The 26,781-nt window shown below is 39.9% G+C and carries 36 protein-coding genes and 1 riboswitch; of the genes, 7 read left to right on the top strand and 29 right to left on the bottom strand.

Going from position 1 to position 26,781, the window contains the following annotated elements:
* Nucleotides 1-10: 10 nt before the first annotated feature.
* From B1K71_RS07935 to B1K71_RS19860, 14 genes are all read right to left on the bottom strand, one after another.
* Nucleotides 11-196, bottom strand: a complete 186-nt coding sequence (locus B1K71_RS07935) for a hypothetical protein (RefSeq protein ID WP_077325729.1) — start codon at nt 194-196, stop codon at nt 11-13.
* Nucleotides 196-2,226 (bottom strand): DnaB-like helicase C-terminal domain-containing protein, encoded by a 2,031-nt coding sequence (locus B1K71_RS07930; protein WP_077325727.1) that lies wholly within the window; start codon nt 2,224-2,226, stop codon nt 196-198. The genes B1K71_RS07935 and B1K71_RS07930 overlap by 1 nt, the downstream gene beginning before the upstream one ends.
* Nucleotides 2,210-3,043 (bottom strand): hypothetical protein, encoded by an 834-nt coding sequence (locus tag B1K71_RS07925; protein WP_077325725.1) that lies wholly within the window; start codon nt 3,041-3,043, stop codon nt 2,210-2,212. The genes B1K71_RS07930 and B1K71_RS07925 overlap by 17 nt, the downstream gene beginning before the upstream one ends.
* A 427-nt stretch (nt 3,044-3,470) precedes the next feature.
* The gene (locus tag B1K71_RS07920) at nt 3,471-3,710 is read right to left on the bottom strand and encodes a hypothetical protein (RefSeq protein WP_077325723.1); all 240 of its coding nucleotides are present in this window, start codon (nt 3,708-3,710) and stop codon (nt 3,471-3,473) included.
* Complete coding sequence (locus tag B1K71_RS07915; RefSeq protein WP_077325721.1) at nt 3,707-3,895, bottom strand: hypothetical protein; 189 nt, start codon at nt 3,893-3,895, stop codon at nt 3,707-3,709. The genes B1K71_RS07920 and B1K71_RS07915 overlap by 4 nt, the downstream gene beginning before the upstream one ends.
* Complete coding sequence (locus B1K71_RS07910; RefSeq protein WP_077325719.1) at nt 3,892-4,446, bottom strand: hypothetical protein; 555 nt, start codon at nt 4,444-4,446, stop codon at nt 3,892-3,894. The genes B1K71_RS07915 and B1K71_RS07910 overlap by 4 nt, the downstream gene beginning before the upstream one ends.
* Nucleotides 4,443-4,700, bottom strand: a complete 258-nt coding sequence (locus tag B1K71_RS07905; RefSeq protein ID WP_077325718.1) for a hypothetical protein — start codon at nt 4,698-4,700, stop codon at nt 4,443-4,445. Before B1K71_RS07905 ends, B1K71_RS07910 begins: the two co-directional genes overlap by 4 nt.
* A gap of 3 nt (nt 4,701-4,703) precedes the next feature.
* The gene (locus B1K71_RS07900) at nt 4,704-5,279 is read right to left on the bottom strand and encodes a hypothetical protein (RefSeq protein ID WP_077325717.1); all 576 of its coding nucleotides are present in this window, start codon (nt 5,277-5,279) and stop codon (nt 4,704-4,706) included.
* Nucleotides 5,276-5,515 (bottom strand): hypothetical protein, encoded by a 240-nt coding sequence (locus tag B1K71_RS07895; protein WP_077325715.1) that lies wholly within the window; start codon nt 5,513-5,515, stop codon nt 5,276-5,278. Before B1K71_RS07895 ends, B1K71_RS07900 begins: the two co-directional genes overlap by 4 nt.
* Nucleotide 5,516: 1 nt before the next feature.
* Nucleotides 5,517-6,185 (bottom strand): ERF family protein, encoded by a 669-nt coding sequence (locus tag B1K71_RS07890; RefSeq protein WP_077325713.1) that lies wholly within the window; start codon nt 6,183-6,185, stop codon nt 5,517-5,519.
* A 40-nt stretch (nt 6,186-6,225) separates the two neighbouring features.
* A complete protein-coding gene (locus tag B1K71_RS07885; RefSeq protein ID WP_077325711.1) occupies nt 6,226-6,411 on the bottom strand; it encodes a hypothetical protein in 186 nt (61 codons plus the stop codon).
* 1 nt (nt 6,412) lies between these two features.
* Nucleotides 6,413-6,766: a hypothetical protein gene (locus B1K71_RS07880; RefSeq protein WP_077325709.1), complete on the bottom strand. Its 354-nt coding sequence runs from the start codon at nt 6,764-6,766 to the stop codon at nt 6,413-6,415.
* 283 nt (nt 6,767-7,049) lie between these two features.
* On the bottom strand, nt 7,050-7,235 hold the full coding sequence (locus B1K71_RS07875; RefSeq protein WP_077325707.1) for a helix-turn-helix domain-containing protein: 186 nt from the start codon (nt 7,233-7,235) through the stop codon (nt 7,050-7,052).
* 200 nt (nt 7,236-7,435) lie between these two features.
* Nucleotides 7,436-7,600, bottom strand: coding sequence for a hypothetical protein (locus B1K71_RS19860; protein ID WP_175631866.1), 165 nt, complete (start codon nt 7,598-7,600; stop codon nt 7,436-7,438).
* Nucleotides 7,601-7,727: 127 nt separating this feature from the next.
* Between B1K71_RS19860 and B1K71_RS07870 the strand changes: the two genes are divergently transcribed.
* Nucleotides 7,728-8,042 (top strand): helix-turn-helix domain-containing protein, encoded by a 315-nt coding sequence (locus B1K71_RS07870; RefSeq protein WP_077325705.1) that lies wholly within the window; start codon nt 7,728-7,730, stop codon nt 8,040-8,042.
* 16 nt (nt 8,043-8,058) lie between these two features.
* On the opposite strand, the gene B1K71_RS07865 is transcribed toward B1K71_RS07870, so the two are convergent.
* From B1K71_RS07865 to B1K71_RS20260, 3 genes are read right to left on the bottom strand one after another with little or no spacing between them, the layout of a single operon-like run.
* Nucleotides 8,059-8,319, bottom strand: coding sequence for a hypothetical protein (locus B1K71_RS07865; RefSeq protein ID WP_077325703.1), 261 nt, complete (start codon nt 8,317-8,319; stop codon nt 8,059-8,061).
* Between the two features lie 15 nt (nt 8,320-8,334).
* Nucleotides 8,335-8,514: a hypothetical protein gene (locus tag B1K71_RS07860; RefSeq protein WP_077325701.1), complete on the bottom strand. Its 180-nt coding sequence runs from the start codon at nt 8,512-8,514 to the stop codon at nt 8,335-8,337.
* Nucleotides 8,511-8,717, bottom strand: a complete 207-nt coding sequence (locus B1K71_RS20260) for a helix-turn-helix transcriptional regulator (protein WP_281250328.1) — start codon at nt 8,715-8,717, stop codon at nt 8,511-8,513. The genes B1K71_RS07860 and B1K71_RS20260 overlap by 4 nt, the downstream gene beginning before the upstream one ends.
* Before the next feature lie 151 nt (nt 8,718-8,868).
* Between B1K71_RS20260 and B1K71_RS07850 the strand changes: the two genes are divergently transcribed.
* Together B1K71_RS07850 and B1K71_RS07845 are read left to right on the top strand one after the other, a co-directional pair.
* Entirely contained in the window at nt 8,869-9,240 is a 372-nt protein-coding gene (locus B1K71_RS07850; protein ID WP_175631865.1) for a helix-turn-helix domain-containing protein, read from the top strand.
* A 178-nt stretch (nt 9,241-9,418) separates the two neighbouring features.
* Nucleotides 9,419-10,480 carry a site-specific integrase gene (locus B1K71_RS07845; RefSeq protein ID WP_077325697.1) on the top strand — a complete coding sequence of 354 codons (1,062 nt, stop codon included), beginning with the start codon at nt 9,419-9,421 and terminating at the stop codon, nt 10,478-10,480.
* Between the two features lie 37 nt (nt 10,481-10,517).
* Here the strand turns inward: B1K71_RS07845 and B1K71_RS07840 are convergent, their stop codons facing one another.
* The 7 genes from B1K71_RS07840 to B1K71_RS07815 all read right to left on the bottom strand — a co-directional run bounded on the left by B1K71_RS07840 (nt 10,518) and on the right by B1K71_RS07815 (nt 16,651).
* Nucleotides 10,518-11,816 carry a hypothetical protein gene (locus B1K71_RS07840; RefSeq protein WP_245799206.1) on the bottom strand — a complete coding sequence of 433 codons (1,299 nt, stop codon included), beginning with the start codon at nt 11,814-11,816 and terminating at the stop codon, nt 10,518-10,520.
* A gap of 131 nt (nt 11,817-11,947) precedes the next feature.
* Complete coding sequence (locus B1K71_RS20255) at nt 11,948-12,082, bottom strand: hypothetical protein (protein ID WP_281250327.1); 135 nt, start codon at nt 12,080-12,082, stop codon at nt 11,948-11,950.
* A 75-nt stretch (nt 12,083-12,157) separates the two neighbouring features.
* On the bottom strand, nt 12,158-12,733 hold the full coding sequence (thiT, locus tag B1K71_RS07835) for an energy-coupled thiamine transporter ThiT (protein ID WP_077330121.1): 576 nt from the start codon (nt 12,731-12,733) through the stop codon (nt 12,158-12,160).
* 119 nt (nt 12,734-12,852) lie between these two features.
* Nucleotides 12,853-12,953, bottom strand: a riboswitch (TPP riboswitch).
* A gap of 58 nt (nt 12,954-13,011) precedes the next feature.
* Nucleotides 13,012-14,796, bottom strand: coding sequence for a M3 family oligoendopeptidase (locus B1K71_RS07830; RefSeq protein ID WP_077325695.1), 1,785 nt, complete (start codon nt 14,794-14,796; stop codon nt 13,012-13,014).
* A 122-nt stretch (nt 14,797-14,918) separates the two neighbouring features.
* Complete coding sequence (locus B1K71_RS07825; protein WP_175631864.1) at nt 14,919-15,737, bottom strand: N-acetylmuramoyl-L-alanine amidase family protein; 819 nt, start codon at nt 15,735-15,737, stop codon at nt 14,919-14,921.
* Nucleotides 15,738-15,849: 112 nt separating this feature from the next.
* Nucleotides 15,850-16,173, bottom strand: coding sequence for a hypothetical protein (locus B1K71_RS07820; RefSeq protein WP_077325691.1), 324 nt, complete (start codon nt 16,171-16,173; stop codon nt 15,850-15,852).
* Nucleotides 16,174-16,180: 7 nt separating this feature from the next.
* Nucleotides 16,181-16,651 carry a DUF6884 domain-containing protein gene (locus B1K71_RS07815; RefSeq protein WP_077325689.1) on the bottom strand — a complete coding sequence of 157 codons (471 nt, stop codon included), beginning with the start codon at nt 16,649-16,651 and terminating at the stop codon, nt 16,181-16,183.
* A 214-nt stretch (nt 16,652-16,865) separates the two neighbouring features.
* Here B1K71_RS07815 and B1K71_RS07810 point away from each other — a divergent pair, with 214 nt between their 5' ends.
* Nucleotides 16,866-17,402, top strand: a complete 537-nt coding sequence (locus tag B1K71_RS07810; RefSeq protein WP_077325687.1) for a YceI family protein — start codon at nt 16,866-16,868, stop codon at nt 17,400-17,402.
* 118 nt (nt 17,403-17,520) lie between these two features.
* Nucleotides 17,521-19,464 (top strand): aconitate hydratase, encoded by a 1,944-nt coding sequence (locus tag B1K71_RS07805; protein WP_077325685.1) that lies wholly within the window; start codon nt 17,521-17,523, stop codon nt 19,462-19,464.
* Between the two features lie 265 nt (nt 19,465-19,729).
* On the opposite strand, the gene B1K71_RS07800 is transcribed toward B1K71_RS07805, so the two are convergent.
* Together B1K71_RS07800 and B1K71_RS07795 are read right to left on the bottom strand one after the other, a co-directional pair.
* A complete protein-coding gene (locus B1K71_RS07800) occupies nt 19,730-21,754 on the bottom strand; it encodes an iron ABC transporter permease (protein WP_077325683.1) in 2,025 nt (674 codons plus the stop codon).
* A gap of 5 nt (nt 21,755-21,759) precedes the next feature.
* The gene (locus B1K71_RS07795; protein ID WP_077325681.1) at nt 21,760-22,752 is read right to left on the bottom strand and encodes an ABC transporter substrate-binding protein; all 993 of its coding nucleotides are present in this window, start codon (nt 22,750-22,752) and stop codon (nt 21,760-21,762) included.
* Nucleotides 22,753-23,023: 271 nt separating this feature from the next.
* Between B1K71_RS07795 and B1K71_RS07790 the strand changes: the two genes are divergently transcribed.
* A complete protein-coding gene (locus tag B1K71_RS07790; RefSeq protein WP_077325679.1) occupies nt 23,024-23,374 on the top strand; it encodes a thiol-disulfide oxidoreductase DCC family protein in 351 nt (116 codons plus the stop codon).
* On the opposite strand, the gene B1K71_RS07785 is transcribed toward B1K71_RS07790, so the two are convergent.
* The 3 genes from B1K71_RS07785 to B1K71_RS07775 all read right to left on the bottom strand — a co-directional run bounded on the left by B1K71_RS07785 (nt 23,369) and on the right by B1K71_RS07775 (nt 25,950).
* Nucleotides 23,369-24,190 (bottom strand): VanW family protein, encoded by an 822-nt coding sequence (locus B1K71_RS07785; protein ID WP_077325677.1) that lies wholly within the window; start codon nt 24,188-24,190, stop codon nt 23,369-23,371. The two genes, B1K71_RS07790 and B1K71_RS07785, sit on opposite strands and share 6 nt — an antisense overlap.
* A 54-nt stretch (nt 24,191-24,244) precedes the next feature.
* On the bottom strand, nt 24,245-24,490 hold the full coding sequence (locus tag B1K71_RS07780) for a hypothetical protein (protein ID WP_245799378.1): 246 nt from the start codon (nt 24,488-24,490) through the stop codon (nt 24,245-24,247).
* A 251-nt stretch (nt 24,491-24,741) separates the two neighbouring features.
* Nucleotides 24,742-25,950, bottom strand: a complete 1,209-nt coding sequence (locus B1K71_RS07775) for an NAD(P)/FAD-dependent oxidoreductase (RefSeq protein ID WP_077325674.1) — start codon at nt 25,948-25,950, stop codon at nt 24,742-24,744.
* 153 nt (nt 25,951-26,103) lie between these two features.
* Here B1K71_RS07775 and B1K71_RS07770 point away from each other — a divergent pair, with 153 nt between their 5' ends.
* A complete protein-coding gene (locus B1K71_RS07770; RefSeq protein ID WP_077325672.1) occupies nt 26,104-26,772 on the top strand; it encodes a DNA-3-methyladenine glycosylase family protein in 669 nt (222 codons plus the stop codon).
* Nucleotides 26,773-26,781: the final 9 nt, after the last annotated feature.

Genomic DNA, 26,781 nt, shown 5'->3' with positions numbered 1-26,781 from the left:
GTTATCACTCCTAATAATATTGTTCTTGTTTAACATCTTCTATCGCTTTTATAAGATCGTTTATTCCGTTTCTGTCCAATTCAATCCAAAATTCTTCTTCGTAATTATCGAATATCACTTGAAATGAGTTCGCCGTTTCCTTCCGTACACCAATCACGTTATAATTTTTATCCTCGACTGTTCTTCTAAAAGCCATTATTTCGCCCTCCCATAATATACTCTTTTTTTGTAATCCTTAAAGTCTGTGATCCGTTTCGTTTTTGGGTCAAAGTGTAGTTTATCCTTCCCTACTCCACCCCACCTGTTTTTTAGGTACTGCAAGAAATACTCATGTTCAAAGTCTGGATTCGCTTGTTTTTCTTCTTCTGTCACTTCTGCCTTTGCTGCGGGCCTGTATACACCTAATACATAATCCCCGCTTTCCTCGATCGCCCCTGTATCTCTAGCTGCATCCATTGTCAAAGGTTCGCTTCCATCTGTACCACTTCTGTTTGTTTGCGCTAATACGAATACCAAAACATTTAACCGTTTCGCCATTTGCTTAATTTCACGGGCAATAGCTGAAAACTCTTCATAGCTACTGTTACGCATCGGACGCTTTAAATAACTGAAATAGTCAATGAATATAACGTCTAATGGTTCACCTGCTTCTTTGCACATTAAAGCATAATTTTCTACATCCTGGAGACTTTGCCCGCTTCGGTCAACTGTTTTAAAATGTCTGTCTAACTTCTCGTAAATCGGTTCAAGTGCCGGCTCGTCATTTAATACCATTTTCGTGACTTCTTCTTCTGTTTGGTCGAAATGTATTTGTAATAGCTGTGGTGCTATGTTTGCTCCGTCTAATTCCAAAGAGTTGAACATCACATTTTTTTCTTGTTTAAAAACAATATTGTGGATGAAATTTAATACAAAAGTAGTTTTACCTGAACCGGCTCGACCTAACATATAAGCAACTTCTGTCTTTTTCATTCCTTTAACTTTTTCGTCCGGTTTTTGTAAGTTAAAAAAAACCTTTGCTGCTACACCTTCTAATGCTTGTTTCTTAAATTTATCTCTAATGTCGCTGAAACTTTGTAAGTCTTTTTCTTTGTCGATGGTTGCTTCTTCTGTTTCCATGTAATCTAATACAAGTGATTTTGATTTGTTCCACCGTTCTGCTAGATAATCAGCCATTTCAGCCCGTATCATTTTATTTTGCGTATACTTAACGAATTTCTTGGCAACCTCGTACTCGTCCACCTGTTCAAGACAGACTTCTAATTCTTGTTTAAGCATGAATAACTCGTGATGTTCCGATCCGAATCGGTCAATCGACTGTCCTAACTGCAATACATCGTTAGCGTCCTTTATTCCATCAGGGAAACGTATAACACTGATTGGATTACTCACCTTTGTTCTTAATGTTTTAATGTTTCGTGATACGTTTTTTAATCCCGTCTTATCATTATCAGGAATCAGGTATATTTTTGTTCGTTTGGTCATATACTTTGATAAAAGGTTAGCTTGTCCATCTGTCAAATATGAACCGCAGAAAGCAACTGATTCCTTGTAACCCATCTGATAAAGTGCGATAGCATCAAAATAACCCTCTGAAATGAATACTTTATCTTTAATGTGCTTTCGTGCTTTATCCAGTCCGAATAACAACTCTGATTTCTTGAATACGTCATCTTCTTTACTGTTTACGTATTTCGGTTTATCATCGTCTAAGTTTCTGTATGTTTCACCTACCACATTACCGTATGTGTCCAGGTAAGGTATTGTAATAGCGTTCGCTTGCATATTGAACCCGATTCCGAATTTCTTAATGGTTTCTTGATTGAATCCCCTGTCCAGTAAAAACGATTCAGCTTGTTTGACGTTTTTGTAATGTTCTAATGCTGTTGATCTGTTTTTCTTTACAATGTCCTTTTTCCGTTTAATGACTTCTTTATCGAATCCGGCTAATTGAATATTGTGTTTGTCTGCCATATATTCAACCGCTTCATATGGTTCTTTGATTGATTCACGCTGCATAACGTAATCAACTACCGTTCCACCTGAACCGCACCCAAAACAATGATATGTGTCTGTTTCAGGAAAGTAAGTAAATGACGGTGTGCGTTCATCATGAAACGGGCAATTGGTTTTGTATACTCGTCCGCTCTTTTTTAAGTCTAATTCATCGTCCAATACTCCGAATAATTGAACCTTGTCTTTTATGATTTCAAAGTTGTTTTGCAAGTTGTTCCCTCTCTTCTAATAGTTCTTTATATTTATCTGGTTGCATACTCCAATAATCATCTCCCATAGCAAGTGCCGAATCTATCTCTTTTATATATCCCTTTATTTCGTCTTTTACATCTTGCTTAGTTTTTTTCTCGATCTTCTGAATCCCATCGCTTTTAAGAAACTTCCTCAATGTCAAATTATGGTCTTTGTATTTTCTGCCTGATGAACCAATGTAATTGTTTAAATCCTCAATCTTAGAATCAATTACACTTTTACCGTAGTCGTCAATTAATCGTTTATATTCTTTGTCAGTTAACAGTACGTAGTCGAGATGTCTCTCTTTCTTAACCTTATTTTCTTTATTAGCCTTATTAACATTATTATTATTGTTCTCGTTCTGTTCTCGTTCTGTTCTCTCTCCGTTCTCGTTCCGTTCTCTCTCCGTTCTTTCTGCGTTCTCATTGTTTGTTTTTGTGTCGTAAAAACCTTGATATGACGCATAGTTCACCACTGTGAAGAGTGTTCCCAGTTCGGTATCTTCAATTTTCAATCGTTCTTCTTTAACTAACTGTTCGATTTTCTTCTTAATCAGTGAAAGTGAATATTTTTTAATAGAGCGATTCTCAACATATTCCAAATCACTTCTTAAATTTCGGTACGATCTAAGATATTGACCTCTTTCTATTTTAATTCCTGCTTTGTTAACCCCTTCTTCTGCGAATACTGCTTGACCGACAATATAAAAGAAAATCCTGAATTTCGGTACATCGTTCCATATTGGATTTTCAAATACTTCACGGCTCATTTTGAAAAAACCACCTGTTGACATATTCCCTCCCTCCTTATTTTCCGTTTTCTAGCCAATTCATTACCTTGTCCAGTTCGTAGCGTATGGTTCTACTGCCAAGTCGTCTACACGGCATCCCTTGCTCTCTCCATCTCCATAGCGTCATCTCCGTTACTTGCAGTGTTTCTGACAACTCTCTACTTGTTATCAATTCCATATTGTGTTGACCACCTTTCATAACATTTGATTATATTGTATCATACAATTCTACTAAAAACTATACTTTGTAGAAAATAATTGATAGTATTTACTTATCGAGATAGTTTAATAGATATAAGATAAAATAATAGGCGCTATTGCAGCGCCCTGATCAGTTCCTCTAATTTGTCTATGTCTATCTCTATTTTGGTGTAGCCTAGTTGCTTGTTGTAGTCGAGTATCTTTAGTAATTCGGTGTAGTAATGGTTATTCATTCGGTTTCGCTATCCTGTTCTTTGATCCATTCGCCATACAAACGATACGCCCTTTTATCTCGATGGGTATAATCCCGGACAACGCCTATTAATTCATCGTTTTTATTCCGCAACCGTTCATTTTCGGATTCGAGTTGTTCGCCGCGTTCTGCTTGTTCGATAAGCCATACAATATCCTCATAAGGTAATTCGGCTAGTTCCACAAATTCTTTTATATGTTTTAAACGTTCACTCATATTTTGTCGTCCTCCTCACGTTCGGTTAATTCAAAGTCTCTAAACGTTTCATCTGTAGCTATACCCAGTAATTCTGTCAAAGTACAAATGATTTTAGATGGCTTTTCACCGTCTTGTATATGCCCTTTTATCACGTCTAGCAGTTCGTTTTCTAAATCCTTGTTTATTAATCTATTGTCTATCATTCACCCTCACCCCAATCCACGCGATTTTCTGCAAAGCAAAGTATTTGTATAGCATCTGGATGTACTCCATCAATATTTTCGTACTCGTTTAAAAATTTAACTGAATAATTAACACTTTCATCAATCCTTAGTACCTCAAATATTTGTGTTCCATGTTTGAAAATATCGCCCTTTTTATATTCTTTAACCCCCCTGCCATATTCCGCCCACCATCTACGTTCTTTTTCTTCTGCTATTTCAGATTCGGTGGCGTGGCGGATATTCCACATTAAATGCTTCATTCCACCCTCATCGGTAACAAAATCATCAGCAACCTCACTTATTACAAACGTTCTGCCTTCTAGTAGATTTTTATCATCTTGTGGGCGAGCATTCTGCCCAGTAATTATTCTTGTTACATAATCCCCGACTTTATACTCCGGTTCTACTTCATAGCCGTTACACAACGCATCAACTATTTTAGACATTGGAACATTCCCGTATGAATCGTAGTCCTTTTCAAAATCCTTTACTATCTTCGCTTCATATTCCGTCAACTTAACCTTACTCATTCCGATTCCTCCATTTTCGCTAATTTTTGAATATCGGTTAATCTGTCAATAAAATGCAATCCGGGTGATGCTGCTTTTAATTGGATTTGTTTTAGTGTTTTTCGCAACCGTTCATTTTCGGATTCGAGTTGTTCAGCATGCCTGCATACATATAGGGCTGAATTAGTACGTACTGTTGTTATATTGACTCCCATGTAATCAGTCTTATCATTTATTAATACTGAATTTCTGAATCTCTCCAACCGTTCACTCATTTTCTACCCCTCCGGCATAATATTATTTCCCTTGCAGTACTCTAAGAACTCTATTTTAGTTTTGTGTGTCTGTATATCCTGTTCGGTTATTTCAACTGGTATCTCGTATAGGTTATTTCTGCTTAATTCCATGAATGGATTATCCAATAAATCATCGTCCACTTGGTAAGCAATAAGCATACCCTTAGAAAAGCCATAGACATATGCGTAATGGATTAATTGTCTTTTGTAGTGTATTGGTATTCGTTGCTTAGAAAACCATTCAGACGCTTTTTTGGATGCCTTTACGTCTATGATGCAATCATTTAGGATATAATCTGTGTTGGCCCGTGCGATTCCTTTTATTTTTTGATCGTCACGAATTCCGGTTACGTTGTTTATTGATTCGTATAGGTCGATTATGTCATGCTCTAATATAGTTCCGACTGACATGTGGAGATTAGAAGGCGTTTCAGGTACAACGCCTTCAAGTTTGTTACTCCACCATTCACGAAATGTTTTTGTGTTGTAATTCATGTATATCATGTTAGCTTCTGAACCGCCTATAAAATTCGCGCGGGATTCCGTTTCAGTTATCATTTTTCATCATCTTTCAATGTTTCAATTGCTGTATGCTTCCACATTTTATTATGTGAAGTCGCTTTAGCTATACTTTCTAATGCTTCTCGATACCATTTGTTTTGTTGGTGTAGTTTAATTGCGTCCTTTCGGCATTCTTCATATAACTCCACTTGTTCTATAAGCCATACAATATCCTCATAAGGTAATTCGGCTAGTTCCACAAATTCTTTTATATGTTTTAAACGTTCACTCATATTAAGCACCCTTTCCGTCAATCAGGATTGTATCAAGTTGGTTAATCATGCCTTCCTTTTGTTTCTTGCTGCCTGATTGTAAAAGTGTTTCCATGTCCTTTTTAGACTTGCCTAGCTTTTCGTATAGTGCGTCTTTCCCGCCTGCTGTTTGGATCGCTGTTGCAAATTTGGTTGTGATTTCGCTGTTTAATGGATTAGTTTCTTGTTTTTGTTGTTTTGATTTACTTTGTTTACCGCTGTTTCTTTCGTCAACTCCGTTATCAGCTTCTGGATCGTCTCCAGTTGGAATCATGAAGGCTTTCATTAATGCGTATTTTTGCGCCCCTGTGATAGCCTTGTAAACCGCTTTGTCTCCTGAGTCTTGCCCTTCCCCTGCACTGTGAATCGAAAGTTCTTCGCCAGTTTCACCATCAATGAATGTAAATTTAACTTTAACTGTAGCAATGTACTCTGTTTTTCCACTTCGATTAGTGTGTTCTCTGGTTGTGTGTTCAACAACATCAGGCAACATAATAACCTCTTGCTCTGCCAAAACTTCCCTTATTTTTTCCTGTACATCTGATTCAGTTGCATATTTATACTTATTAAAATTGTTAAATCCTTTTTTCTGAATGTATTTTACTTGTTTCATTACTTCTGCTAACTTTTTAACTAATTTCTTCTCACTCATATAAAATCCTCCTAATAATTTGGTGTGTATTGCAAGGGGCTTAATCCAAGCCCCTTGTTTCTTTGTACAAAACCATTATCATGTAACTATGTCCGTTTTCCGCACCTTCTGATGTAATCTTAATGTCAATAACGTCTCTGAATTCAATAAAGTCGTTCACTTCTTCTTGCATTTCAGCTATTGAATCGTATCTGTATTTACTGTCATAAAATAATTTTATTTTCATGTTATCCCTCCACAAATTCTTTTTCAGACATTCCAACAGCTTGCAATTTCTGTTCGTTCGACTGGTATTCTACTATAAAAGATTCATCGTCTACATCAGGGAAAAAGCGTTCCATAAATTCCTCGTATGTGTCGTCATCTGCCAAAGTAAAGTATTCTGTTCCGTCATGCATGAATCGGAAACGCTGCCCCTCTACTGTTACATAGTGTCCTCCTGCTGATTCGATGAATGAATCGTTTGTCATGTGTACCTGGTATATTTCCTTGAATACATTGTGATACGTGCTTAGAACCCCGTAATTGTCGTAAGCCTTCTGATTCTGCATAGCCAACCATTTAATATCATTGAGTGTCATTATTTAACCCCTCCATCATTTTATTTACTGCGCTTTCGATCTCCTCTTTGGATATTCCTTCTAGCAAACAACTGTTTAAAAAGTCATTCGGTGTCATCCTAATACCTCCAATATAATTAATAATGTAGCTGCGATTTGTGTTGTTCCGAGTAATGCGATTAGTGTATTTTTCATTGTGTCCTCCTAAATATGTGTAAGTACGAAATACAAGAATACCAACGATGCGACAAACAATACCTGTAATACTGCGTCTACTTTATCTTGAATCACATTCTACAACTCCTTAAAAGAATTTTTTGATTGATACGTTTAACTCTTTTGCTATTTTAGTAAGTAATCTTAGTGACGGTTCTTTCTTGTTGTTTTCGATCATGTTGTAATATGTCCGGTCTATGTTGAGTATTTGTGCGAATTTCGTTTGTGTGTAGCCTTTCTTGGTGCGTAATGCTCTTAGTTGGCGCGTGTTCATTGTGTACCTCCTTTCTAATTACTGTATACCCTTATTATACAGAATGTATTCGGAAAGTCAACACATATTTAATAATACTATAGTTAAATTTGTAATTACTACGCTTAACAAAATTGTTTTCATCCATCCTTTACTTATATTTATATCTTCAAATAAAACGACTACAAGAATAGCTATCAGAATAACCGCCCAGCCAATCATTATCTATCCCTCTTTTCCAATTCTTTCATATTGTCCAGTGCTTTTTGTGCCACCCCGCCTAATTCTGTTTTTGTGTATACCCTTAATGTTTCTTTCATGATTTTGTTTTCTCTAGTAAGTTGATTGAAAAACTTAACGGATATTTCGGTCATTTCTGGTTTCATATTATTTTCCCCCTTTGATTTGTTAATTCTTATTCTACAGTATAGTATACCCAAAGTCAACAGGAAAAATAAAGATTTTTAAATTTATTTGATTTCGGTTATACTATGATTAGAAAGGGGTGATACAATGAAGTTAGGGGAAAAATTAAAAATGCTGCGTGATATGCATGGTTTAACCATGCGTGAAGTTGCAGAAAGAGCCGATGTGCATTTTACCTATATTGGTAAGATTGAACATGGCGCAGAAGCTACAATGGAAGTATTAAGGCGGTTATGCGATATATACGGTGTGGAAATGAGTTTCTTGTTTAATGATCCAGACAATGAAATGATAAATGGAGAATGGTTGAAATTCATTAAAGAAATGGAAGAACAGGAAATGACGCCTGATGATGTGCGGAATTATATACAAGTTGTAAAAACAATAAGAGGGCTGCAATAGCCCTCTATTCTTATCTTTATACGTTTTCTTCTCCTTCGATTCCTGGATCAATATAATTATCTGTGTTGTCCGTTACTTTTAATTTGTGTTTTTTGATGTAAGTCGCAATATCCGCCCCGTTAATTTGTTGGCATATATCTATATCCTCCATCCATGTAACGCCCGCATTATTTACTGTGAAAACACAAGTGCGACCGTATATGTTCGTTAAAATATCCCCGTTTTTCAAGTTGTTAATTACCCTATTTACTTTTTTAAATGTTGAGACTTTACTCATTTTAAAATCCTCCTTTTAATATTCTGGATAGTTATCCCAATGATCCGTTATTTTTAAATTACATTTATGTATATATTCTTCGATGCGTTTCCCTGCTATTTCTTCTACAACGTCAATATCTGTCAGTTTTGGTGGATTGTCCGTATAAATGCAAGTCATCCCGTTTTCATTTGTAAGTATATCCCCATTTTTCATGAAGCATCCTCCCCGAATAGATCGTTTAATGTACAGTTGAAAATTTTCGCTAACATTTTAGCTTCTCTTAATGTGAAATCTTTTCTACCACTTTCCTTTTCGTAATATGACTGTGGGTGCATTGCTAATTGACGCGCTATGTCCTTCTGGTATAGTCCTCTTTCTCTGCGGGCAACATATAACTTGATGTGCTTATCCCTCAATATTATCCCTCCTGTTACTCTTTGTAACGTGTTACTTAATAATATACGTTACCTTTTGTAACATGTCAATACCAAATGTGCATAAAATTAACAGGTTTATATTACGCACGTTCATGGTATAATATAGACTCGATAAGAAAGGATGATAAAAATGGGTTTTTCTGACCGATTGAAGAAGTTAAGGAAGGAAAAAGGTATCTCCCAAGAAAAGTTAGCAGACGAATTGAACATTAATAGAACGTCAATTGTTCATTATGAGAACAACGCAAAAAGAATACCGCGTAACCAACGATTGCAAGAGATCGCGGATTTTTTCGGTGTGAGTGTTGATTATTTGCTAGACCGTTCCGACAATAAAGATTACACATCAGAGGAAAGATTACTGTTAATGGATATAGAACATGGCTTAAGTATGGAGGAATTGAGAAAAAAATACAAGTTGACGATTGACGGTCAACCTGCATCAGAGGAAGAGATAAACGCTGCGATAACGTTCATCCGATCTTTGCGTCAGATGAATTAGTTTCGTTTGCTAATTTAGATATAAATTCTAACAAGTCGATTTCTTGCATGTGGTTTCCTCCTTTTAACTGAACCCCTTATGTAATATAACTGTAATATTTCTATATTGAGAAGTATACCACTTTTAGGGAAATTAGACTATATGCTTTTAGAAAATTATTTAAAGGGTGTACAAAATTATGTCAGTCTACAAGGATAAACAACGAAATACGTACTACTTTGTAACAAGAATTAACGGAAAACAGGTAAAAAGGCGCGGTTTTCGGACGAGTAAAGATGCAAAACGGGCGGAAGCTGAATGTATTTTAAATGCGCCTGATTGGAACGATCCGCTTTTTGAACATGTAGCCGATGAATATTTGCAATGGTATAAGAAAAGGCGTAAAGCGTCCTCATATGAAACACGGGAACGCATTATTCGTATGCACATAAAACCTCATTTCTCGAATAAAAAGATTAATAGCATCGGTAATCGTGACATTACCCAATTCCACGATTTAATAATAGATAAACATTCGATTAATTATTTGAAGGCTATCCATGCGTCATTATCTGCTGTATTTAACTTTGCAATCAGGCAGGAATACACGACAAAGAATCCCGCCCGCAACGTGGGGAATATAGAAGGAACGCCAACAAAGCATATGGATTACTGGACACTTGACGAATTTAAAACGTTTATTAATGCGGTTGACAACGATATGTATTATGCATTGTTTATGGTTCTGTATTACTCCGGTATGCGAAAAGGAGAATTGCGCGCTTTAACGTGGAATGATATAGACCTGGATAACAATACAATCAATATAGACAAGTCCAATTCAAGTACAACTGTTACCACAACTAAAACAGGCGCTATAAGGCGCATACAGATGCCTAGACAGATTATGAGACTATTATCTTTGTTGAAGGCTGAACGCAACCCTAAGAGTGATTACGTGGTGTTTGGTGAGTTTTATAGTCCGATAGGTAAAACTACATTGGATCATAATTTCAAGAAGTATATTGACAAGTCAGGTGTTCGAAAAATACGGATTCACGATTTGCGGCATAGCCACGCTTCATACTTGATTAATAAAGGTGTAACTATTTCCGTTATTGCACATCGTTTGGGACATGCGAAAGTATCAACAACGTTAAACACGTATTCGCATTTATATCCAAGTACGGAAAAGGAAGCTGTATTAGATATGGAAAATGATTTCAAACAGGCAGAAGTATTTGAGTTCAAAAGAGGATAATTGTTACCATATTTTTACCAGTAAAAAATAAACGTTGTCACATCAAGAGTTGTAGGCTACACGGACAGATTGACCCCATTTGTCCGATTGCTGCGAGCGTACCGGGATCAACCGAACCGCTGCTTAATGATGCAGCGAGCGCACCGGTTAGCGGCAACCCGGAAAAACCGGAACCGTCAAGTCCGGTAATAATACCGATAATCAGAATACTAAAGGCAGCAAACAATGCACTCTGCGGAAGGAATTGCTGTGTCGATTGAACCAAATCAAATAATAGTCCTGGCGCATTTTCATCTACACCTAAAATTCCTCCTGAAAAGTCGGAGCTTCCAAGGAAGAAGAAGCCCGCAATCGGAATAACCGGTCCCATTGCTTTGAATGCAAATACAAATCCCTCGGTAATATGGCTGCTGATATAATCAAGAGCATGATGACGCCCGAACGCAACTGTTGACAACAACAGCAGAATAACTGCTACACCACCGATAAACGCTGCACCGTCACCACCCTCAAAGCCGCTCATCCTGCCAGCCTGCAGTTTCGAATACATCATGAAAATCACCACCGCTAAAAGCGAAACCGGAACAAGTACGGCGAATACTTTGCTCCACGTATCCAAATGGACAGCGTGATTTTTATTGGATGATTCTTTTTCAGCTTGGAGCATCTGCAGTTCGATTTCATTTTGCGGGCTATTTTTTGTACGGATACTTTTACGATACATCAGATATGCAAGCCCGATTGCTACTGCTCCCGTAATAATAGATAATACCAGTGCTTTATCTGTTATTAAACCAACATCGATCCCAGCTGATTTTGCTGATAGACTTGGTGCAACCTGAACGATATAATCCGATGACAGCGCCATCCCCTGTCCCGCCAGTGCTACGGCAACCGCAGCCAAAAGTGCAGGAAGACCTGAACGGATGGCAGCAGGAACAAGCAATGCACATATGAGCGGCACTGCCGGTGTCGGCCAAAAGAATAACGAAATGACATACGTAACGCCAATCAGAACAAAAAATGACACATGACCATTGACCATTACCTTCTGGATTGGCTGAATCATTTTCCTGTCCGCCCCAAGATCACGGAGCGAATGTAGCAGCGCCATCATGAATGTAATAATCAAAAAGATGCTAAACAATTCCTTTGCTGCAACCAGATTGGCATTAAATATCGAAATAAACCCATCAACAATATTTCCATTATATACCCAAGCAATAACGAACGTCCCGAGTAATGAAGGGAGTACAACTCCTTTCCGGAAAATCATTGTCAGTATAATAATCAATGTGAATAAACCGTATAACCAATGTGAGATGGTCAGCTCCATTGCAACCACTTCCTTTTTTGAATGTGCTATAGCCTATGCACAAAACGGGAGAGTGGTGTCAATGGAGAGGGTCTATTGGTTTATATATTACAGACGAAATGCGCGAAAATAATATCCTTCTTAATAGCTTCTTAATCTGATGATACTTCCCCTTCGGCACAATCATTACATAACAGCCTGCCGTCTATCTGCTCACCATCAAAAAAGCCATTTTCACAGTAAACATTTTTCCCGCATGCCTGACACGCACCGATTAACTCTCTCATTAATATCACCTCTTTCTTTAGTATAGAAAAATAGTCCCTTGCATGCAAAGGACTAAAAATGGTGAGCGGATAATTTTAATGGGTAGATTCGATTAATGTTTTCGGTTGCTTATAGAATAACAGAAACACAAGCACAGCAGTCAAAATAAATGACGGCAGCATATAGGAGCCATTATAAAGCAGCGAATACAGCCATACGGGTTGTCCTTTTGGAGCTGCTTCTGCAAAAAATGCTATCCCACCAGCAAAATGCGCTAAAAAACGCAGCCCGGTTCCAATAAAAACACCAAGTGCAATATACAGAAAACTGCTCTTTCCATTACCTTTGCGGATGGCATTTCGAACCGGTTTGGCAAACGCGCCGGCAAGACCAAGCACCGTAAATGCCACAATGTAATCAAGAAATCCCTGAAGAGGTGTCAATATATATGCACCAAACATTATTTGCAGAACTCCCCATAAAAATCCTGATAAAAGACCGCCTTTCAGCCCCCAGCGGAATGCAACAATAAATATCGGAATCATAGCAAACGATACCGAGCCGCCCTGCGCCCATATTTTAAAAGATAAGAACGGAATCATATCCAATAACAGCGCCAAAGCTGTAAAAATAGGAACCTCCACTAAAAACAGTGTACGCTTCGATTGCACAACTATCTGCCTCCCCTTCCCTGTCGGCACGGTCGCCAACATGATTTTTGCACACAAAAAAAGCAATGCCAAGGGGAAGCTTCCTGATGGGGAATCCGCTCACATCGCTAATGTAATCCATCAAAAAAAGCCACCATCCCTACGCTAGTATTAACTAACAGGTTCAAAGGGTAAGAACAACTTGTTCACTCTCAGCCGTTTGGCTCCCCCTGAAGGCTTCTATTAATTTGCTTTTTATGTTAATTGTATTATATCGTACCTGAAGCGGAATGACAAAATTATAGTTTCATAAATTCTTCAACATCTTTTACACAAAGGGCAATTGCGCTCTCCCAGAAATCGGGTTTTGTCAGATCTACATCCAGATGCTTCGCGGCCAAATCTTCCACCGTCATCCGTCCGGTATCCCGAAGCAGTGCAATGTAGTCATCTTCAAAATCGCCGCCAAGTTCTTGTGCATGTGCGTAAATGCCAAGACTGAATAAATAGCCAAACGTGTACGGGAAGTTATAAAATGGTACACCGGTTATATGAAAATGCAGTTTGGATGCCCAGAAATTTGGATCATAATCAGTGATGGAATCTCCATATGCATCTTTTTGTGCCTCCACCATCAACTCATTTAACCGTTCCACTGGTACCATACCATTTTTCCGTTCTTCATAGAAACGCTGCTCAAAGTTAAACCTTGCCTGAATGTTCATGAAAAAGGCAATACTCCGCTGAATTTTCGTCTCGAGCAATGATTTCTTTTCCTCCGTGTCTGACGCGTTTTTGACGGATGCATCAGCAACAATCATTTCAGCAAACGTTGAGGCTGTCTCCGCTACATTCATTGAGTATCCCTGGTTCAGTCCATGCATATCATTCATAACGTGCTGATGATAGGCATGGCCAAGTTCGTGAGCTAATGTTGCGATGTTGGATGATGTCCCGGAGTAGGTCATGAAAATCCGGGTTTGTTTACTTTCCGGAAAACTGGTACAAAAGCCCCCGGGACGTTTGCCGGCACGATCCTCTGCCTCGATCCAACGTTTCTCGAAAGCCATTTGTGCAAAATCAGCCATTTTGGGACTGAAGGCACGGAATTGTTCCACTATGAAATTTGCTCCATCCGTATAAGGCGTTTCTGTAACAGTGTTCGAAAGTGGTGCCCCAATGTCATACATACTTAGCTTATCCAGTCCAAGCAATTCGGCTTTCTTTTCCAAAAATGCTGTGAAATGTTTTTTATTCCGATTAATAGCATTCCACATTGCATCAAGCGTTTCCCTTTTCATACGATTTATGTTAAGCGGTTCTTTCAGTACGTGTTCCCAATTTCGGTGCTTATACGTTTGCAGCCGAAAGCCGGCCAAATGATTCAATGTCTGCCCGAAAAAATCCGCATTTTCCTGCCAGGCTTTGCCAAGCTGTTCAAATACATGTTTTCTGACGGCCCGATCGGGTTCACTCAATTTGTTGGATGCCTGTCCAACAGAGTAATGCTTTATCTTGCCCTTTTCTTCAATATCCACACTCATATTCGCAACCACTGTATCATACATTTGGCTCCAACCGTGATATCCATCAACTGATAAATCATTAATCAGTTTCTCTTCATCAGCTGAGAGAAGTTCTTTTGCTTTATCCCGAAACTCATTCAACACAAATTCAATATCACGAATTTCCGGATCATTCAACAGTTCATCCCACACCCCATCCTGAATTTCCGCTAACTTCTGGTCAAAATTCGTTTTGACCGCTTCCATTTCTGCGCGCAGTTCACTTCTTTTCCCAACCAAAAGGCTTGCTTTCTTATCGTGAATATCCTGTGCACTGATACAACTGATAAATGCAAATGCCTCTCCCATTTTATTACGTGTATTTTCGAGTAAATGAACAATTTCTTTAATTTCATCGGCAAGACTTGTCTGAGCAGGATCGAATTCCCCAACCGCATTTGACAGCATTTTCACATCCTGCTTCACATCATGCATATGTGTATGTAATTCTTTTGATTCACTTCCCCCCGGAAATATCACATCAATATCCCATGAAGGATTATACGTAATTTGTTGCATCTAATCTCCCCTTTTAATTAAAAATTTTCTTTATATTAAGTATAGCGAAAAAAGAACTTTAATTCAGTAGGGATTATGACCTATTATAAAGAGCCCGATGCCTGTATGCATCCGGGCTCATGTTATGCGGTAATAACAGCTCCTGTCGACGGGTGTGCATATATCTGCACCTTCCCGAAATCACGCGTTTGTATAATATACACATGGGCTTGGGGACTACCAAGTACTTCATAGGTGAGACCCCCAAACTTCTTCGGACGCAGGAATCCCTTTTCGTTTCCTTTAATAGGAATTGCATGCATTGCATAAACACGCCACGACGGTGCATTTACCGGCAGATGCAAAACTTTCTGCTGCATCTTTGCTGCTGTACTGACTGCCCCATTATTATAAGGATGGTCAATATATTGGCAAAAAGCTTTAACAACAGCTTCCGCATAGCGTTTCCATTGCTTCCGTAATTGATTAACATCATCCCCGTCTGAGTCGGCAAAACCATATTCGATTATGGCCGTATTAACCTTTCCCGTATTTCGGTTCATATAATAAAAGTCCCGCTTCGGATTAGTCGGCAATTTCCTGGTAAATACCCTTCTTACATTTTGACCTGCTTCACGGATTGCTTCTGCCATTTTCTCTGCCATATCTATATCGCCATAAATTGAATGGATTATTTCAGCTCCGTCACCTCCACCGGCATTAATATGATTCGAATGACAATACAATGCCCCGCTGTCGCGAACAATCCGTGTCCGTGACTTAGGATTCAGTGTAATGTCGGTTCTTCGGGTTAAAGCAACCGGTATACCAAGTTCCTTATACCGTTCAAACTGGTAAAGCGAAATGGACAAATTTAAATTTTTTTCCGTCCAATATTGATTTGAACCTCCACCCGGATCCCTTCCGCCATGCCCTGCATCTATTATCAGTATCGGTTTCATTTTACTCCTCCTTTTTTTGGAGGAACCTGCAACTGCCTGTTCATCTATATTATCGAAATCGAACCGCAAATAGTGGCAAATTATAAGCGGAAATTTTCGAAGGAATTTAAAGTTATTCCCGATCTCGCGGTACCGGGAGCAAACCATTCGTAATCTTATATACAACTGCACTGAACGCTACTACCCCGCCAATCATAATAAAAAATGCGAAAACAATCTGGATGATAAGGTCGACTACCCAGCTGGAGGAAAGCTCAGCAAAATAATTTACACCATAATAAAACATACTTCCGAAAATCGCGATTGCTGCCAAAAAGGTGAGTAAAACACCTATATTCTGTGCAACAGACAATTTTTTAAATGTATTTCTGTGCTTAAATGCCATATAAAGCATATATACGGCTAAAACTGCAATAATAAATGTTATTCGATCCATACCTGCACTAACTCCTGTCTTTAATTCGTATTGGCTCATTTTTCTGAACGGCCTGTTTAAGCGCCTGCTGCATATAACCGATCCCGCTATATTGGAGCAGCGGATAAATTCGCTGCTGATTATCATTAAATGCTCCGTTAATTACCGGCTTATACTTCTTTCCGGTTAAAACGACCAACATATCAAATTGGTCAAGTCCTTTTTCCAAAACCTGTGATCTTAACTTATCATATGTAATAATTTCATCGCTTTTCTGATTGAATGTTACATTATATTGACCTGGAACAATATCCTCCGGGAAAAGAAAGCCATGTTTTGCCGATAAAACAACCCATCCATCTGTAAATGTTTCCGCATAATTTCGGCATAAATGGTGCAATGTACCGATATACGCCTCTTTTGCAGGAACTGCCCCGGCATTTTCGTTTCTGTCCCAAATTTTTTTCCGTCCGCACGGGATGATGCTTAATTGTTTCATACCAGATTACCTCTTTTTTTCAATGATGAAATTTCCTGTGCCAAAGTATTTATATATAAGTATAGCACGCCTGTATTGTTTAATCCTAACGTTAACCGGGTAAAATCTATCTTGAAATCAAAATTTTTTTATTATAATTACTTGACATTAGCTATTTATAATAATATACTTAGTTACATTAAGTAAGTATTAAATCATTTTTGGAGGGATATACATGGCAAAAACAACATATAATGTTGACACAGTCCATAGTGAATTAGGATTTCAAATTAAGCACATGATGATTTCTAAAGCGAAAGGTGCATTTAACGATTTTGAGGCAGTAATCGAAGCTGATGTGGATGATTTATCTGACTCAACAGTTGAATTGACTATCGATGCAGCAAGTATCGATACCCGTAATAAGGACCGGGATGATCACTTGCGTTCTGGTGACTTTTTCGAAGTGGAAAAGTACCCGAAAATCACTTTTAAGGCTACTGATATCAAGAAGAAATCAGACAACCTTTATGACGTAACTGGTGACCTTACAATCAAAGATACTACGAAACCAGTTTCAGTTGACGTAACATTTGAAGGTCAAAGCAAAGACCCGATGAGTGGTAATACCGTTGCAGGCTTCAGCGGCACTGCTAAATTCAGTCGAAAAGAATTCGGACTTACATGGAATGCAGCAGTAGAAACCGGTGGCGTGCTTGTTGGTGATGAGGTTAAAGTCAATTTTGAAATTGAAGCACACAAAGCTGAATAAACTAAACCTTTGGAAGGGCGCCCTAACAAGTGGCGCCCTTCTTTTGTTTTGTCTCCCCTCTTTTAAGGGTAAAGACCTGTATACACATAATCAATAAACTAATGAGGAGGAGTTTTAGTTGGCTTTGAACGTTGCAAAAAAGTTAATCAAAGATCATCTCGTGTCCGGTGAAATGGAGCCCGGTGAAGAAATCAGTCTAAAAATTGATCAAACATTAACACAGGATGCCACAGGTACCATGGTCATGCTTGAACTGGAAGCAATGAATCTTGAACGCGCCAAAACAGAAGCCTCTGCACAATACGTTGACCACAACCTGATCCAGGAGGACAATAAAAATCCGGATGACCATTTATTTCTGGAAAGTTCCGCACAGCGCTTCGGACTGTATTACAGCCGTCCGGGAAATGGTGTCAGCCACCCTGTTCATATGCAGCGGCTAGCGTCGCCTGGTAAAACATTGCTCGGTTCAGACAGCCATACATGTGCAAATGGCTGTATGGGGATGCTTGCAATGGGTGCCGGCGGAATTGATGTGGCTATGGCGATTGCCGGTGAACCTTTCTACATCAAGATGCCCGAAATTATGGGAGTTAAACTAACCGGAAAACTGCCGGACTGGGTCAGCGCAAAGGATGTTATCCTGGAAATGCTCCGCAGACATGATGTGAAAGGCGGTGTAGGAAAGATTATCGAATATTACGGCCCAGGTCTTGATCAGCTTTCAGCCATGGATCGTCACGTAATTGCCAATATGGGCGCTGAACTTGGAGCAACTGCGACTGTTTTTCCGTCTGATAAAGAGGTGAAACGGTTTTTAGCTTCACAAAATCGTGAAGAAGATTGGATTGAACTAAGGCCGGACGAAGGTGCAACCTATGATTTGCATGACGAAATCAATTTATCTGAGTTGGAACCTTTAATCGCAAAACCATCCAGCCCAGGCAATGTTGTTCCTGTACGCGAAATCGCCGGAACCCCAATTTATCAGTCATACATCGGCTCATCTGCTAACCCTGGATATCGGGATTTTGCTGTTGCAGCAGAAATTGTAAAAGATAAAAAAGTCGCTAATGGTGTATCCTATGATATTAACCCTACATCAAGACAAATGCTGACTAATCTGGTAAAAGAATTGCATATTGCCAGCCTGTTACAAGCCGGGGCACGACTCCACCAAGCAGGTTGTAACGGTTGTATTGGTATGGGGCAGGCACCCGCCTCGGGACGTAACAGTCTGCGGACAACACCACGAAACTTCCCCGGCAGATCCGGAACCAAAGAAGACAGTGTTTTTCTGTCCAGTCCGGAAACAGCAGCTGTCTCTGCACTTTATGGTAAAATAACCGATCCACAGACTGTTGATTTTAAATATCCTAAGGTAAAAGATCCTGCTGATCCAAATGTGGAGGAAAATATACTGGAGAAACCACTGCCGCTGGAGAAGGCGAAGGCCGTTGAACTTGTAAAAGGGCCAAACATTGTATCCATTCCGGCAATGGGCGACTTGCCGGACACCCTGGAAGTCCCAATTGTTTTAAAGGTCGGTGACAATATTTCCACCGATGAAATTTTAGCAGGCGGGGCACGCGTACTCCCATATCGAAGCAATCTTCCGGCAATCAGTGAGTTCACTTTCGAAGGTGTCGATACCGGATATGTCCAGCGTGCAAAAGAAACAAAAGATAATGGCGGTCATGCCGTTGTCGGCGGATTTAACTATGGCCAAGGATCAAGCCGGGAGCACGCAGCATTGGCACCGCGATACCTCGGATTGCGATTGGCATTGGTTAAGGACTATGCCCGAATCCACTGGCAGAACCTGGTGAATTTCGGTGTGCTGCCACTGACATTTTCCCAAGAAGAAGATTATGAAAAATTATCAGACGGCGACACGTTAAAGCTGGATAATTTACATGAACAACTTAAAAACAACAGTAACAAGATGGAAGTTTCCCTTATAGGAAAAGGAGAAACAATTACAGTTGAACACAATCTGTCACCACGACAGAAAGACATTCTGCTGCAGGGCGGACTAATTAACTGGATTAAAAATAACTAAGTACGTGCGCTCCCATTTGGGGGCACACGTTTTTTAAAAATTCCCAGTGCTGCGTTTTCCGAAAATACCTTCTATCGACTTTCCACCGGTAAATATCGACCGTCATGAGTTGAAAATCAACCATTAAAGTCAGATATCAACCTTGATCTACAGGGAATCAACCATTAAAGCTTAAGAATCAACCCTGAGTATTCATTTATCAACCTTCCAAAAAATCTATATCCCACTTCGTCACGCGCGGAGAACAAGTATACCACCATCCCTATTACGCTCTCTTTTTCATCAGCCATAGAAAATATGGTGCACCAATGACGGCGACGAGTATGCCGGATGGGATTTCATTCGGTGCAAGCAGCGTTCTGCTCAAGACATCCGCCACAACTAACAATGCACCTCCGACCAGAATTGTAACTGGCAGCAAACGCTGATTGGAAGGACCGACCAGCAACCTGGACAGATGTGGCGCAATCAGCCCCACAAAACCAACCGATCCAACGGCAGCCACACTGCATGCCGCGAGCAGTGTCGCAATTAATGCCAACTGAAATCGAGCTGACATCACTTTCAGTCCCAGTCCTTTTGCTGTATCATCCCCAAGCGAGAGTGTATCAAGGATCCGAATCCGCATTAATAAAACCGGGAATAAGATGACAACCGGCCAAATCAAAAAATTAAACATTTCAGACCAGCCCCTTGCGTACGTAGAACCTGACAGCCAAGTTAACGCTGATGCCACACCTAAATCTGCCTGGACAACGAGAATCTGGATAATCGCTGATCCAAATGCTGACACACCAATCCCCAACAGCGCCAGAATGGTTGGCTGGAACTGTGCGCGTACAGCAAGAAACATCACAAACAAAAAGAATACAAAGGAACCAATCATTGCACCGATCGGAGTCCAGAAGGCTGAAACACCAAAGACGTACATTGTCAGTAATGCCCCAACACCCGCACCGGAAGTGATCCCGATTACGGATGGATCGGCAAGCGGATTACGAAGTACGCCTTGAAAGATCAGACCACTTACGGCAAGGACCATTCCTGCAAACAAAGCAACCAGTGCACGCGGCAATCGCAAATCCAGTACAAGATCACGCATGAATTCATTCGATTCTCCGAAAAGTGTATTCCACAGCAAGACCGGTTCAAAGCCATAATTACCAGATGCCATGCTTATAAATAGTGTTAAAAGAATAATAACAATCGAAACTGGCATGACAAGCTTAAGTGACAACCCGCCAACTGATTTCCCCGCCATTACAGTTGTATTTTCTTCCCCATATCTTGTTTTTCGCATTCGCAATACAAGATAAATCAGCCATGGTGCACCTATAAGCGCAGTAATGGCACCAACCGGCAGTTCGGAAAATGATGGGTCAATTATCCGAGCCAGGATATCTGCGAACAGCAAAACATTACCGCCCCAGATAAATGAAGCAATCAATAAAGGTAAATGTTTTTGGTAGCCGATTAACTTAATAAGATGCGGAGCGACAAGACCAATAAAGCCGATAGGACCCGCCACACTCACTGTAACCGACGTCAGCAATACAGCTGCTATAACAGTAATGAATTTCACAACGTTCACATTCTGACCTAGTGCTGTTGCGACATCATCGCCCAATGTGAGTGTATCCAATTTAAATGACATTAGCAGGATAACAACAAAACCGGCAGTCACAATCGGCAATGAAAATTTCACACCACTCCAGTCATTTTGAATCAGTGTTCCCGATCCCCATAGAAACAAGCCAGCCGTTTCATTTTCATAAAAGATTTGCAATACACTTGTCAGGGAAGAAAATAAGAATGTAACAATCATTCCTGCCAAGACCATGCGAACCGGTTTGGCATTTCTTCCTCCAGACAGGATAAACACGATCAAAAATGTTGCAATTCCCCCGACAAAAGCAGCCACGATTCCGTTCCCAGCCAAAAGTGCTGGAAAAAAGACTGTACAACATACGACAGCGAAATATGTACCGGAATGTATCCCAAGTGTGCTTGCTGAAGAAAGCGGGTTCTTCGTTACTGTCTGCAGTACAGCCCCGGCAACAGCAAGTGCCCCACCCGCTACAATTCCCATCGTTGCACGAGGCAGACGTAACATGCGAATAGTATGATGCTGCAGATTATTTTCCGGAGAGAAAATGGCGTCAATCACCGTTGCCGCCGGAATCGAAACACTCCCCTGATTAATATGTATAAACATCAATATGCACAAAAGCGCGGCTCCCCCACCAAAGGTAAGAACCGCAACCAATGTTCCGCGCAAGGTACTATTCATATCAATCACTCTTTTACCATTGCATTAGCTAATTGTTCTGCCAAAACTTGAGCAGATAAGACACCACCGAATGTCCATGTATCACCCGGAAGTTTGTGGGTATTACCGTTTTTCACAAAACTCAGGTTTTCCCATACCGGATTGCCTTTCAGCTGATTTTCAAAGATATTATCCTGATTCTGAACGATATACAGGAATTGAAGGTTTTCATTCTGGAATGTCTGCAATGCTTCGACTCCGGCCTGCGTATACCCGTATATCTCTGTTTTATCCGATTCATAGGCATTTTTAAATCCAAGTTTATTCATGATTTGTGCAACCATTGAATTATCAGTAAATATTCGGATTGTCGGTGTGTTCTGTGCGGTGAAAGCCTGTGCAGCCACATATTTTTCGCCATTCAAACCCGCATCCGCTACCCGTTTTTTTTGCTGCTCAATAAATGTATTCATATCTGTAAGTGCTTGTTTTGCTTCTTCCTGTTTTCCCGCGATTTTGGCAAGCGTTTTAAACTCATTGGTCATATGTTGAAAATGATTGTCCGCTGCCTTTTTACTATATGGTGCAAACGTAACAACCGGTGCAATTTTTTTCAATTTGTCCAAATATTGTTCGTGACGGAATTTCACCGCGATTATCAGATCCGGATTCAATCGGGATATCGCTTCCAGGTTAGGCTCCTGACGAGTACCGACATCTTTTACACTATCATCAAATTCCTTCTCAATGTTCACCCATTGATGAAAACCGTCCAAATCGGCTACACCGGCCGGCTGGATACCAAGTGCCAGGAGGTTTTCCGCGTAGGACCATTCCAGTGCAACAATTTTCTTCGGTGTTCCTTCAATCGTTTGTTTGCCCATTGCATCCTCAATGGTTATGGAACGGCTGTCATACTTACCGCTGCTCTCACTCTCCTGAGCGTTCTCTCCCCCGTCGCTGCAGGCAGCTAAAAATGATAATACGAGAACAAACGAAATAATAATCACTTTCTTCATCCATTCAGCTCCTATTCTGCAATCCAGGATAAATCATATCCCAACTGCTTATTATTATGTACCTCTAATTGATATAGATTCTCATTCTCAATGATAATCATACTGACAAACTGCACAACTGTCAAGAGGTTATTATCTCGTCTAACTGAAGAGTGTTCACACGACATCATCCTGAATTTAAACAACTATCATGTTAAAATAAAGAGAAACGGGATAAGAGGGATTCATAATTGTTATTTGCGGGAATATTGTACATAGGAGCGTGGTAACTATGATTATTTTTTATGACAGCTTCTGCAAGCTGTGTACACAAACATCTAAAGTCTGGAAAAAATTCGACTGGCAGAACCAGCTTACTTTTAATTCGTTCCGGTCCTTGGACGATTATCCGGCGGCAATGGAGGAATATTTGCATGTTCTTCATAAAGGTATTTGGTACCAGGGGTTTGATGCGGTTCTGCAAATCAGCAAAGTGCTGCCGGTGTTATGGTTGGCTCTGCCCGTTCTATACATTGGAAAATGGTTAGGTCTTGGCGATCTTATTTACGACAAAGTGGCTGCCAACCGAAACATTATTCCAATTAATCAATGTAAAGAAGATGGATGCAGGATTGATTCATAAAGCATCGGATGAATAGATGCTTACCTGCATCCTTCCATTTTTCGAGGATGCTCGGATCAGGAGTGCCTGGTTATACGTATTTTTGAATTCAAAATCAGGTCCATACCAGCTCACTGTCGCATCACGACCAGATGGTACATATGGCACACGCCTGCTGTGTGAATACCGTTCCGTAATTTCAATTCCTTTCAAATCGACTGCGTTAAACAGGGTTGATGACACCTGACATATCCCTCCGCCAATATCTTCCGAAAGCTCTCCCCTCACAATAACCGGTGCACGTTTATATCCTTTTTCCTTCGTACGTTTTCCAACCACTTTATTAAATGAAAATGTTTCACCCGGGAATACAACATGATTATCAATCGCTTCGGCAGCAAGATCAATATTATGCGATCGTTCTTTATTGGACGGCTTGAAGAACGTCACATAATCACCGATTTTCTGTTCTTTAATTTCCGCAAGCAACTCACTGTCAACTCTTGGAAACACTTTCTCGACGGGCAATTCTTTTTTCATTCTTTGTCCGGTGTAAAAGTAGTTCATAAAATATCTTCGGAATTTATATCTGTTCAACCGCTTTCCGGGTTTCTCCGGAATTATTTCACCGTTATCATCCAATTTTGCATTGACAGGATTCTTATGGACTTTTTCCTCAAGAATATTCATTTCCAGTTTCAATTTTGCTTCATTTATGAACAACTCATCCAAATAGGACAGTTTATAATCATCCCTATCGAGTTCATCAACAGCATCACCGTCACTGTTAACCAAAACCATGGACGCATAAATAAAAGACAAGATGACGGTTTTCATTAAAACCACCTCCTGTCCGTAGTATTCGATATTTAGCAGAAAAAATGTAGCTTCTTAAAAAATATAAAATGCAAATACAACAAGTGATAGCACGATGGTAACAGCATAAATTGCAACCTGAAGCGACACGTTTGATTTCAGGGAAACCGTCTCATATTCGTGTGACCGTCTTAATTGATCTTCAACCGTATCCCCTTCTTCCTCATATCGCTTCATTTTTTTCTCTTCCTGTTTAAAAACAAATAACGTCCCGAATAAGGCAGCAGCAAATAATACTACAAGTAATAAGATAAGTCCCATGCTCACTGAAACCCCTCCTTTATTACCTTCATCATACTGCTTACGTATTGCAGAAACAGTGATACTAATCACATCCGCTGCATAAAAAAACCACCCTGCCGATTAAAGCGGGATGGTTGTGATTATTTTTAACGAAAGTCTCTTGTTTCCTCAAGACATGTTGTTGCTGCTCTATAACCTGCAAGTGATGCAAGTGTAAGCAAAAATACCAGTAGAATTCCATTTTTCATAAGAATGTCCCTCCTCATTAATTAAAGCAAGCGCAGTTTACCTTTTTTAAGGACAAGCTTCGGTCCGCCAAGCAAGAACAGAGAACGGTTGTCAATGACCTTTTTCATGGCAGAAGCCTGTTTTCCATAAAGCAGATGGTCATCAAATACCGTACCCATTGCATCCTTGGAACCAAGGGAAGCAACCGTACCTTTATTATCAAATATAAATTCTTCAAGCGGTCCGCCGTGCAGCAGTGCTTTCAGGTTTGATGAGCATGTATCAGCATGCTGGATTGCCGCCTGTGCAGTTGGCGGGAATGGACGTCCTTCTTCTTTATTCATGACCCAGGCACAGTCACCAATAATAAAGATGTTATTTTCGCCCGGTGCGCGCAGGTCAGAATCAACCGTAACTTTACCTTTTGTAATCTCGAAACCGGATTTGCTCAGTACAGAACTTCCTGTTACACCGCCTGTCCAAACAATTGTGCCAGCTTTGATTTCTTCACCTTCGTCACCAATGACAAAGCTGCTCTTTTTACATTCGGAAATCTTTGCACCTTCCCTGATTTCAACACCGCGGTCCTGCAATGATTTTTTCGCATATGCAACAAGATCATCGTTAAATCCTGGAAGAATCCGAGGAGCTGCTTCCACATTGATGATGCGTGCCTTACTGCGGTCAATATCATATTTCTTACAAAGCTCGGGAACTTTTTCAGTAAGTTCACCAACAAATTCGATGCCGGTGAATCCGCCGCCGCCTACAAGAATTGTCAAATCATCATCATTCTTTTTGGCAGCCGTGCTGTATTTGGCAAATTGATATTCAATATGTTCGCGAATCATGCGGCTGGAATTAATATCAGTAATGGAAAATGCATTTTTTTCCATACCCTTAATGCCAAATGTGTTGGTTTCAAATCCGAGTGAAATAACAAGGTAATCATATGTAATATCACTGTTTTTCAAAACAACACGATTATCATCTTTCTTCACTTCAACAACCTCGTCATAAATAAGGCTGACACGATTTGGATTAATGACATCACTAATCATCGTACGAGCCTGATTCTGGTTGCGTGTACCTGCAGCAACTTCATGAAGCCATGTTGTTTCATAGTGGTAATTATGTTTGTTTACAAGAACAATTTCAGCTTCTTCCGGGCCGAGTTTCTGCGTAAGACGTCTTGTTGTCATTAAGCCGGCGTAACCAGCGCCCAACACAACTATTTTTGGTTTACTCATTAGAACATCCACCTTCCTCAAATGCAATTATTCATTTATAATGCAAGTAATCTGTATCATACTCATAATAACAAAGTTTTCCGCAATAGGCTATCATTCTTCATCATACGGCTTATTTTTTGAAAATACGCCAAAATATATGTGAGGTGGACTATGAAAAAATTAAAAGTAAAGCAGGATGATCCTGAAACAATTGCGTTATGTAAGACCGACCGGCAAATGAAAAAGCTTGTGCAGGCGGTCGGCGATGTCGAGACTGTCATGCGTCCGGATCTTTTTAAATCACTTGTCCGATCCATGATCGGTCAACAAATATCCGTGCACGCCGCTAAGGCAATCTTCACACGGCTTGAGACATTAATGAATTACACCATTTCCGCAGAAGGCATATTACAAAAACACGAAGATGAACTTCGGTCAATCGGATTGTCCGGTCGAAAGGTTGTTTATCTTCGCGACCTTGCTGAAAAAGTAAAATGCAATGAAGTCAACCTTGAAAAATTGGATGATCATAACAATCAATCCGTTATCAAACAATTAACAAGTATAAAAGGAATTGGCAAATGGACAGCTGAAATGTTTTTGATTTTTTCACTGGGGCGAATGGATGTGCTGGCAATTGATGATATTGGACTGCAACGTGGAGCAAAATGGCTTTATGGTGTTGAAAAATCAGAACGCAAAGGTATACTGTTGGAGAAAAAGCCTTGCTGGAGTCCATACTTAACTACTGCTTCACTCTACCTGTGGGAAGTCGTACACCTAGATTTCGAACGGAAATATACCGGCATTGACGAAGCACTTGCTGATCGGATGAATTAAGAGGCCGGG

The organism is Virgibacillus siamensis, from assembly GCF_900162695.1.
GTDB lineage: Bacteria > Bacillota > Bacilli > Bacillales > Amphibacillaceae > Lentibacillus > Lentibacillus siamensis_A.
The sequence above is the reverse complement of the archived record's forward strand: the minus strand, read 5'-3'. Positions and strand labels throughout refer to the sequence as shown.

Coding starts and splice junctions, on each gene's coding strand:
- B1K71_RS07935 (WP_077325729.1), bottom strand. CDS start 196: ATGGCTTTTAGAAGAACAGTCGAGGATAAAAATTATAACGTGATTGGT.
- B1K71_RS07925 (WP_077325725.1), bottom strand. CDS start 3,043: ATGTCAACAGGTGGTTTTTTCAAAATGAGCCGTGAAGTATTTGAAAAT.
- B1K71_RS07920 (WP_077325723.1), bottom strand. CDS start 3,710: ATGAGTGAACGTTTAAAACATATAAAAGAATTTGTGGAACTAGCCGAA.
- B1K71_RS07915 (WP_077325721.1), bottom strand. CDS start 3,895: ATGATAGACAATAGATTAATAAACAAGGATTTAGAAAACGAACTGCTA.
- B1K71_RS07910 (WP_077325719.1), bottom strand. CDS start 4,446: ATGAGTAAGGTTAAGTTGACGGAATATGAAGCGAAGATAGTAAAGGAT.
- B1K71_RS07905 (WP_077325718.1), bottom strand. CDS start 4,700: ATGAGTGAACGGTTGGAGAGATTCAGAAATTCAGTATTAATAAATGAT.
- B1K71_RS07900 (WP_077325717.1), bottom strand. CDS start 5,279: ATGATAACTGAAACGGAATCCCGCGCGAATTTTATAGGCGGTTCAGAA.
- B1K71_RS07895 (WP_077325715.1), bottom strand. CDS start 5,515: ATGAGTGAACGTTTAAAACATATAAAAGAATTTGTGGAACTAGCCGAA.
- B1K71_RS07890 (WP_077325713.1), bottom strand. CDS start 6,185: ATGAGTGAGAAGAAATTAGTTAAAAAGTTAGCAGAAGTAATGAAACAA.
- B1K71_RS07885 (WP_077325711.1), bottom strand. CDS start 6,411: ATGAAAATAAAATTATTTTATGACAGTAAATACAGATACGATTCAATA.
- B1K71_RS07880 (WP_077325709.1), bottom strand. CDS start 6,766: ATGACACTCAATGATATTAAATGGTTGGCTATGCAGAATCAGAAGGCT.
- B1K71_RS07875 (WP_077325707.1), bottom strand. CDS start 7,235: ATGAACACGCGCCAACTAAGAGCATTACGCACCAAGAAAGGCTACACA.
- B1K71_RS19860 (WP_175631866.1), bottom strand. CDS start 7,600: ATGAAACCAGAAATGACCGAAATATCCGTTAAGTTTTTCAATCAACTT.
- B1K71_RS07870 (WP_077325705.1), top strand. CDS start 7,728: ATGAAGTTAGGGGAAAAATTAAAAATGCTGCGTGATATGCATGGTTTA.
- B1K71_RS07865 (WP_077325703.1), bottom strand. CDS start 8,319: ATGAGTAAAGTCTCAACATTTAAAAAAGTAAATAGGGTAATTAACAAC.
- B1K71_RS07860 (WP_077325701.1), bottom strand. CDS start 8,514: ATGAAAAATGGGGATATACTTACAAATGAAAACGGGATGACTTGCATT.
- B1K71_RS07850 (WP_175631865.1), top strand. CDS start 8,869: ATGGGTTTTTCTGACCGATTGAAGAAGTTAAGGAAGGAAAAAGGTATC.
- B1K71_RS07845 (WP_077325697.1), top strand. CDS start 9,419: ATGTCAGTCTACAAGGATAAACAACGAAATACGTACTACTTTGTAACA.
- B1K71_RS07840 (WP_245799206.1), bottom strand. CDS start 11,816: ATGGAGCTGACCATCTCACATTGGTTATACGGTTTATTCACATTGATT.
- B1K71_RS20255 (WP_281250327.1), bottom strand. CDS start 12,082: ATGAGAGAGTTAATCGGTGCGTGTCAGGCATGCGGGAAAAATGTTTAC.
- B1K71_RS07830 (WP_077325695.1), bottom strand. CDS start 14,796: ATGCAACAAATTACGTATAATCCTTCATGGGATATTGATGTGATATTT.
- B1K71_RS07825 (WP_175631864.1), bottom strand. CDS start 15,737: ATGAAACCGATACTGATAATAGATGCAGGGCATGGCGGAAGGGATCCG.
- B1K71_RS07820 (WP_077325691.1), bottom strand. CDS start 16,173: ATGGATCGAATAACATTTATTATTGCAGTTTTAGCCGTATATATGCTT.
- B1K71_RS07815 (WP_077325689.1), bottom strand. CDS start 16,651: ATGAAACAATTAAGCATCATCCCGTGCGGACGGAAAAAAATTTGGGAC.
- B1K71_RS07810 (WP_077325687.1), top strand. CDS start 16,866: ATGGCAAAAACAACATATAATGTTGACACAGTCCATAGTGAATTAGGA.
- B1K71_RS07800 (WP_077325683.1), bottom strand. CDS start 21,754: ATGAATAGTACCTTGCGCGGAACATTGGTTGCGGTTCTTACCTTTGGT.
- B1K71_RS07795 (WP_077325681.1), bottom strand. CDS start 22,752: ATGAAGAAAGTGATTATTATTTCGTTTGTTCTCGTATTATCATTTTTA.
- B1K71_RS07790 (WP_077325679.1), top strand. CDS start 23,024: ATGATTATTTTTTATGACAGCTTCTGCAAGCTGTGTACACAAACATCT.
- B1K71_RS07785 (WP_077325677.1), bottom strand. CDS start 24,190: ATGAAAACCGTCATCTTGTCTTTTATTTATGCGTCCATGGTTTTGGTT.
- B1K71_RS07780 (WP_245799378.1), bottom strand. CDS start 24,490: ATGGGACTTATCTTATTACTTGTAGTATTATTTGCTGCTGCCTTATTC.
- B1K71_RS07775 (WP_077325674.1), bottom strand. CDS start 25,950: ATGAGTAAACCAAAAATAGTTGTGTTGGGCGCTGGTTACGCCGGCTTA.
- B1K71_RS07770 (WP_077325672.1), top strand. CDS start 26,104: ATGAAAAAATTAAAAGTAAAGCAGGATGATCCTGAAACAATTGCGTTA.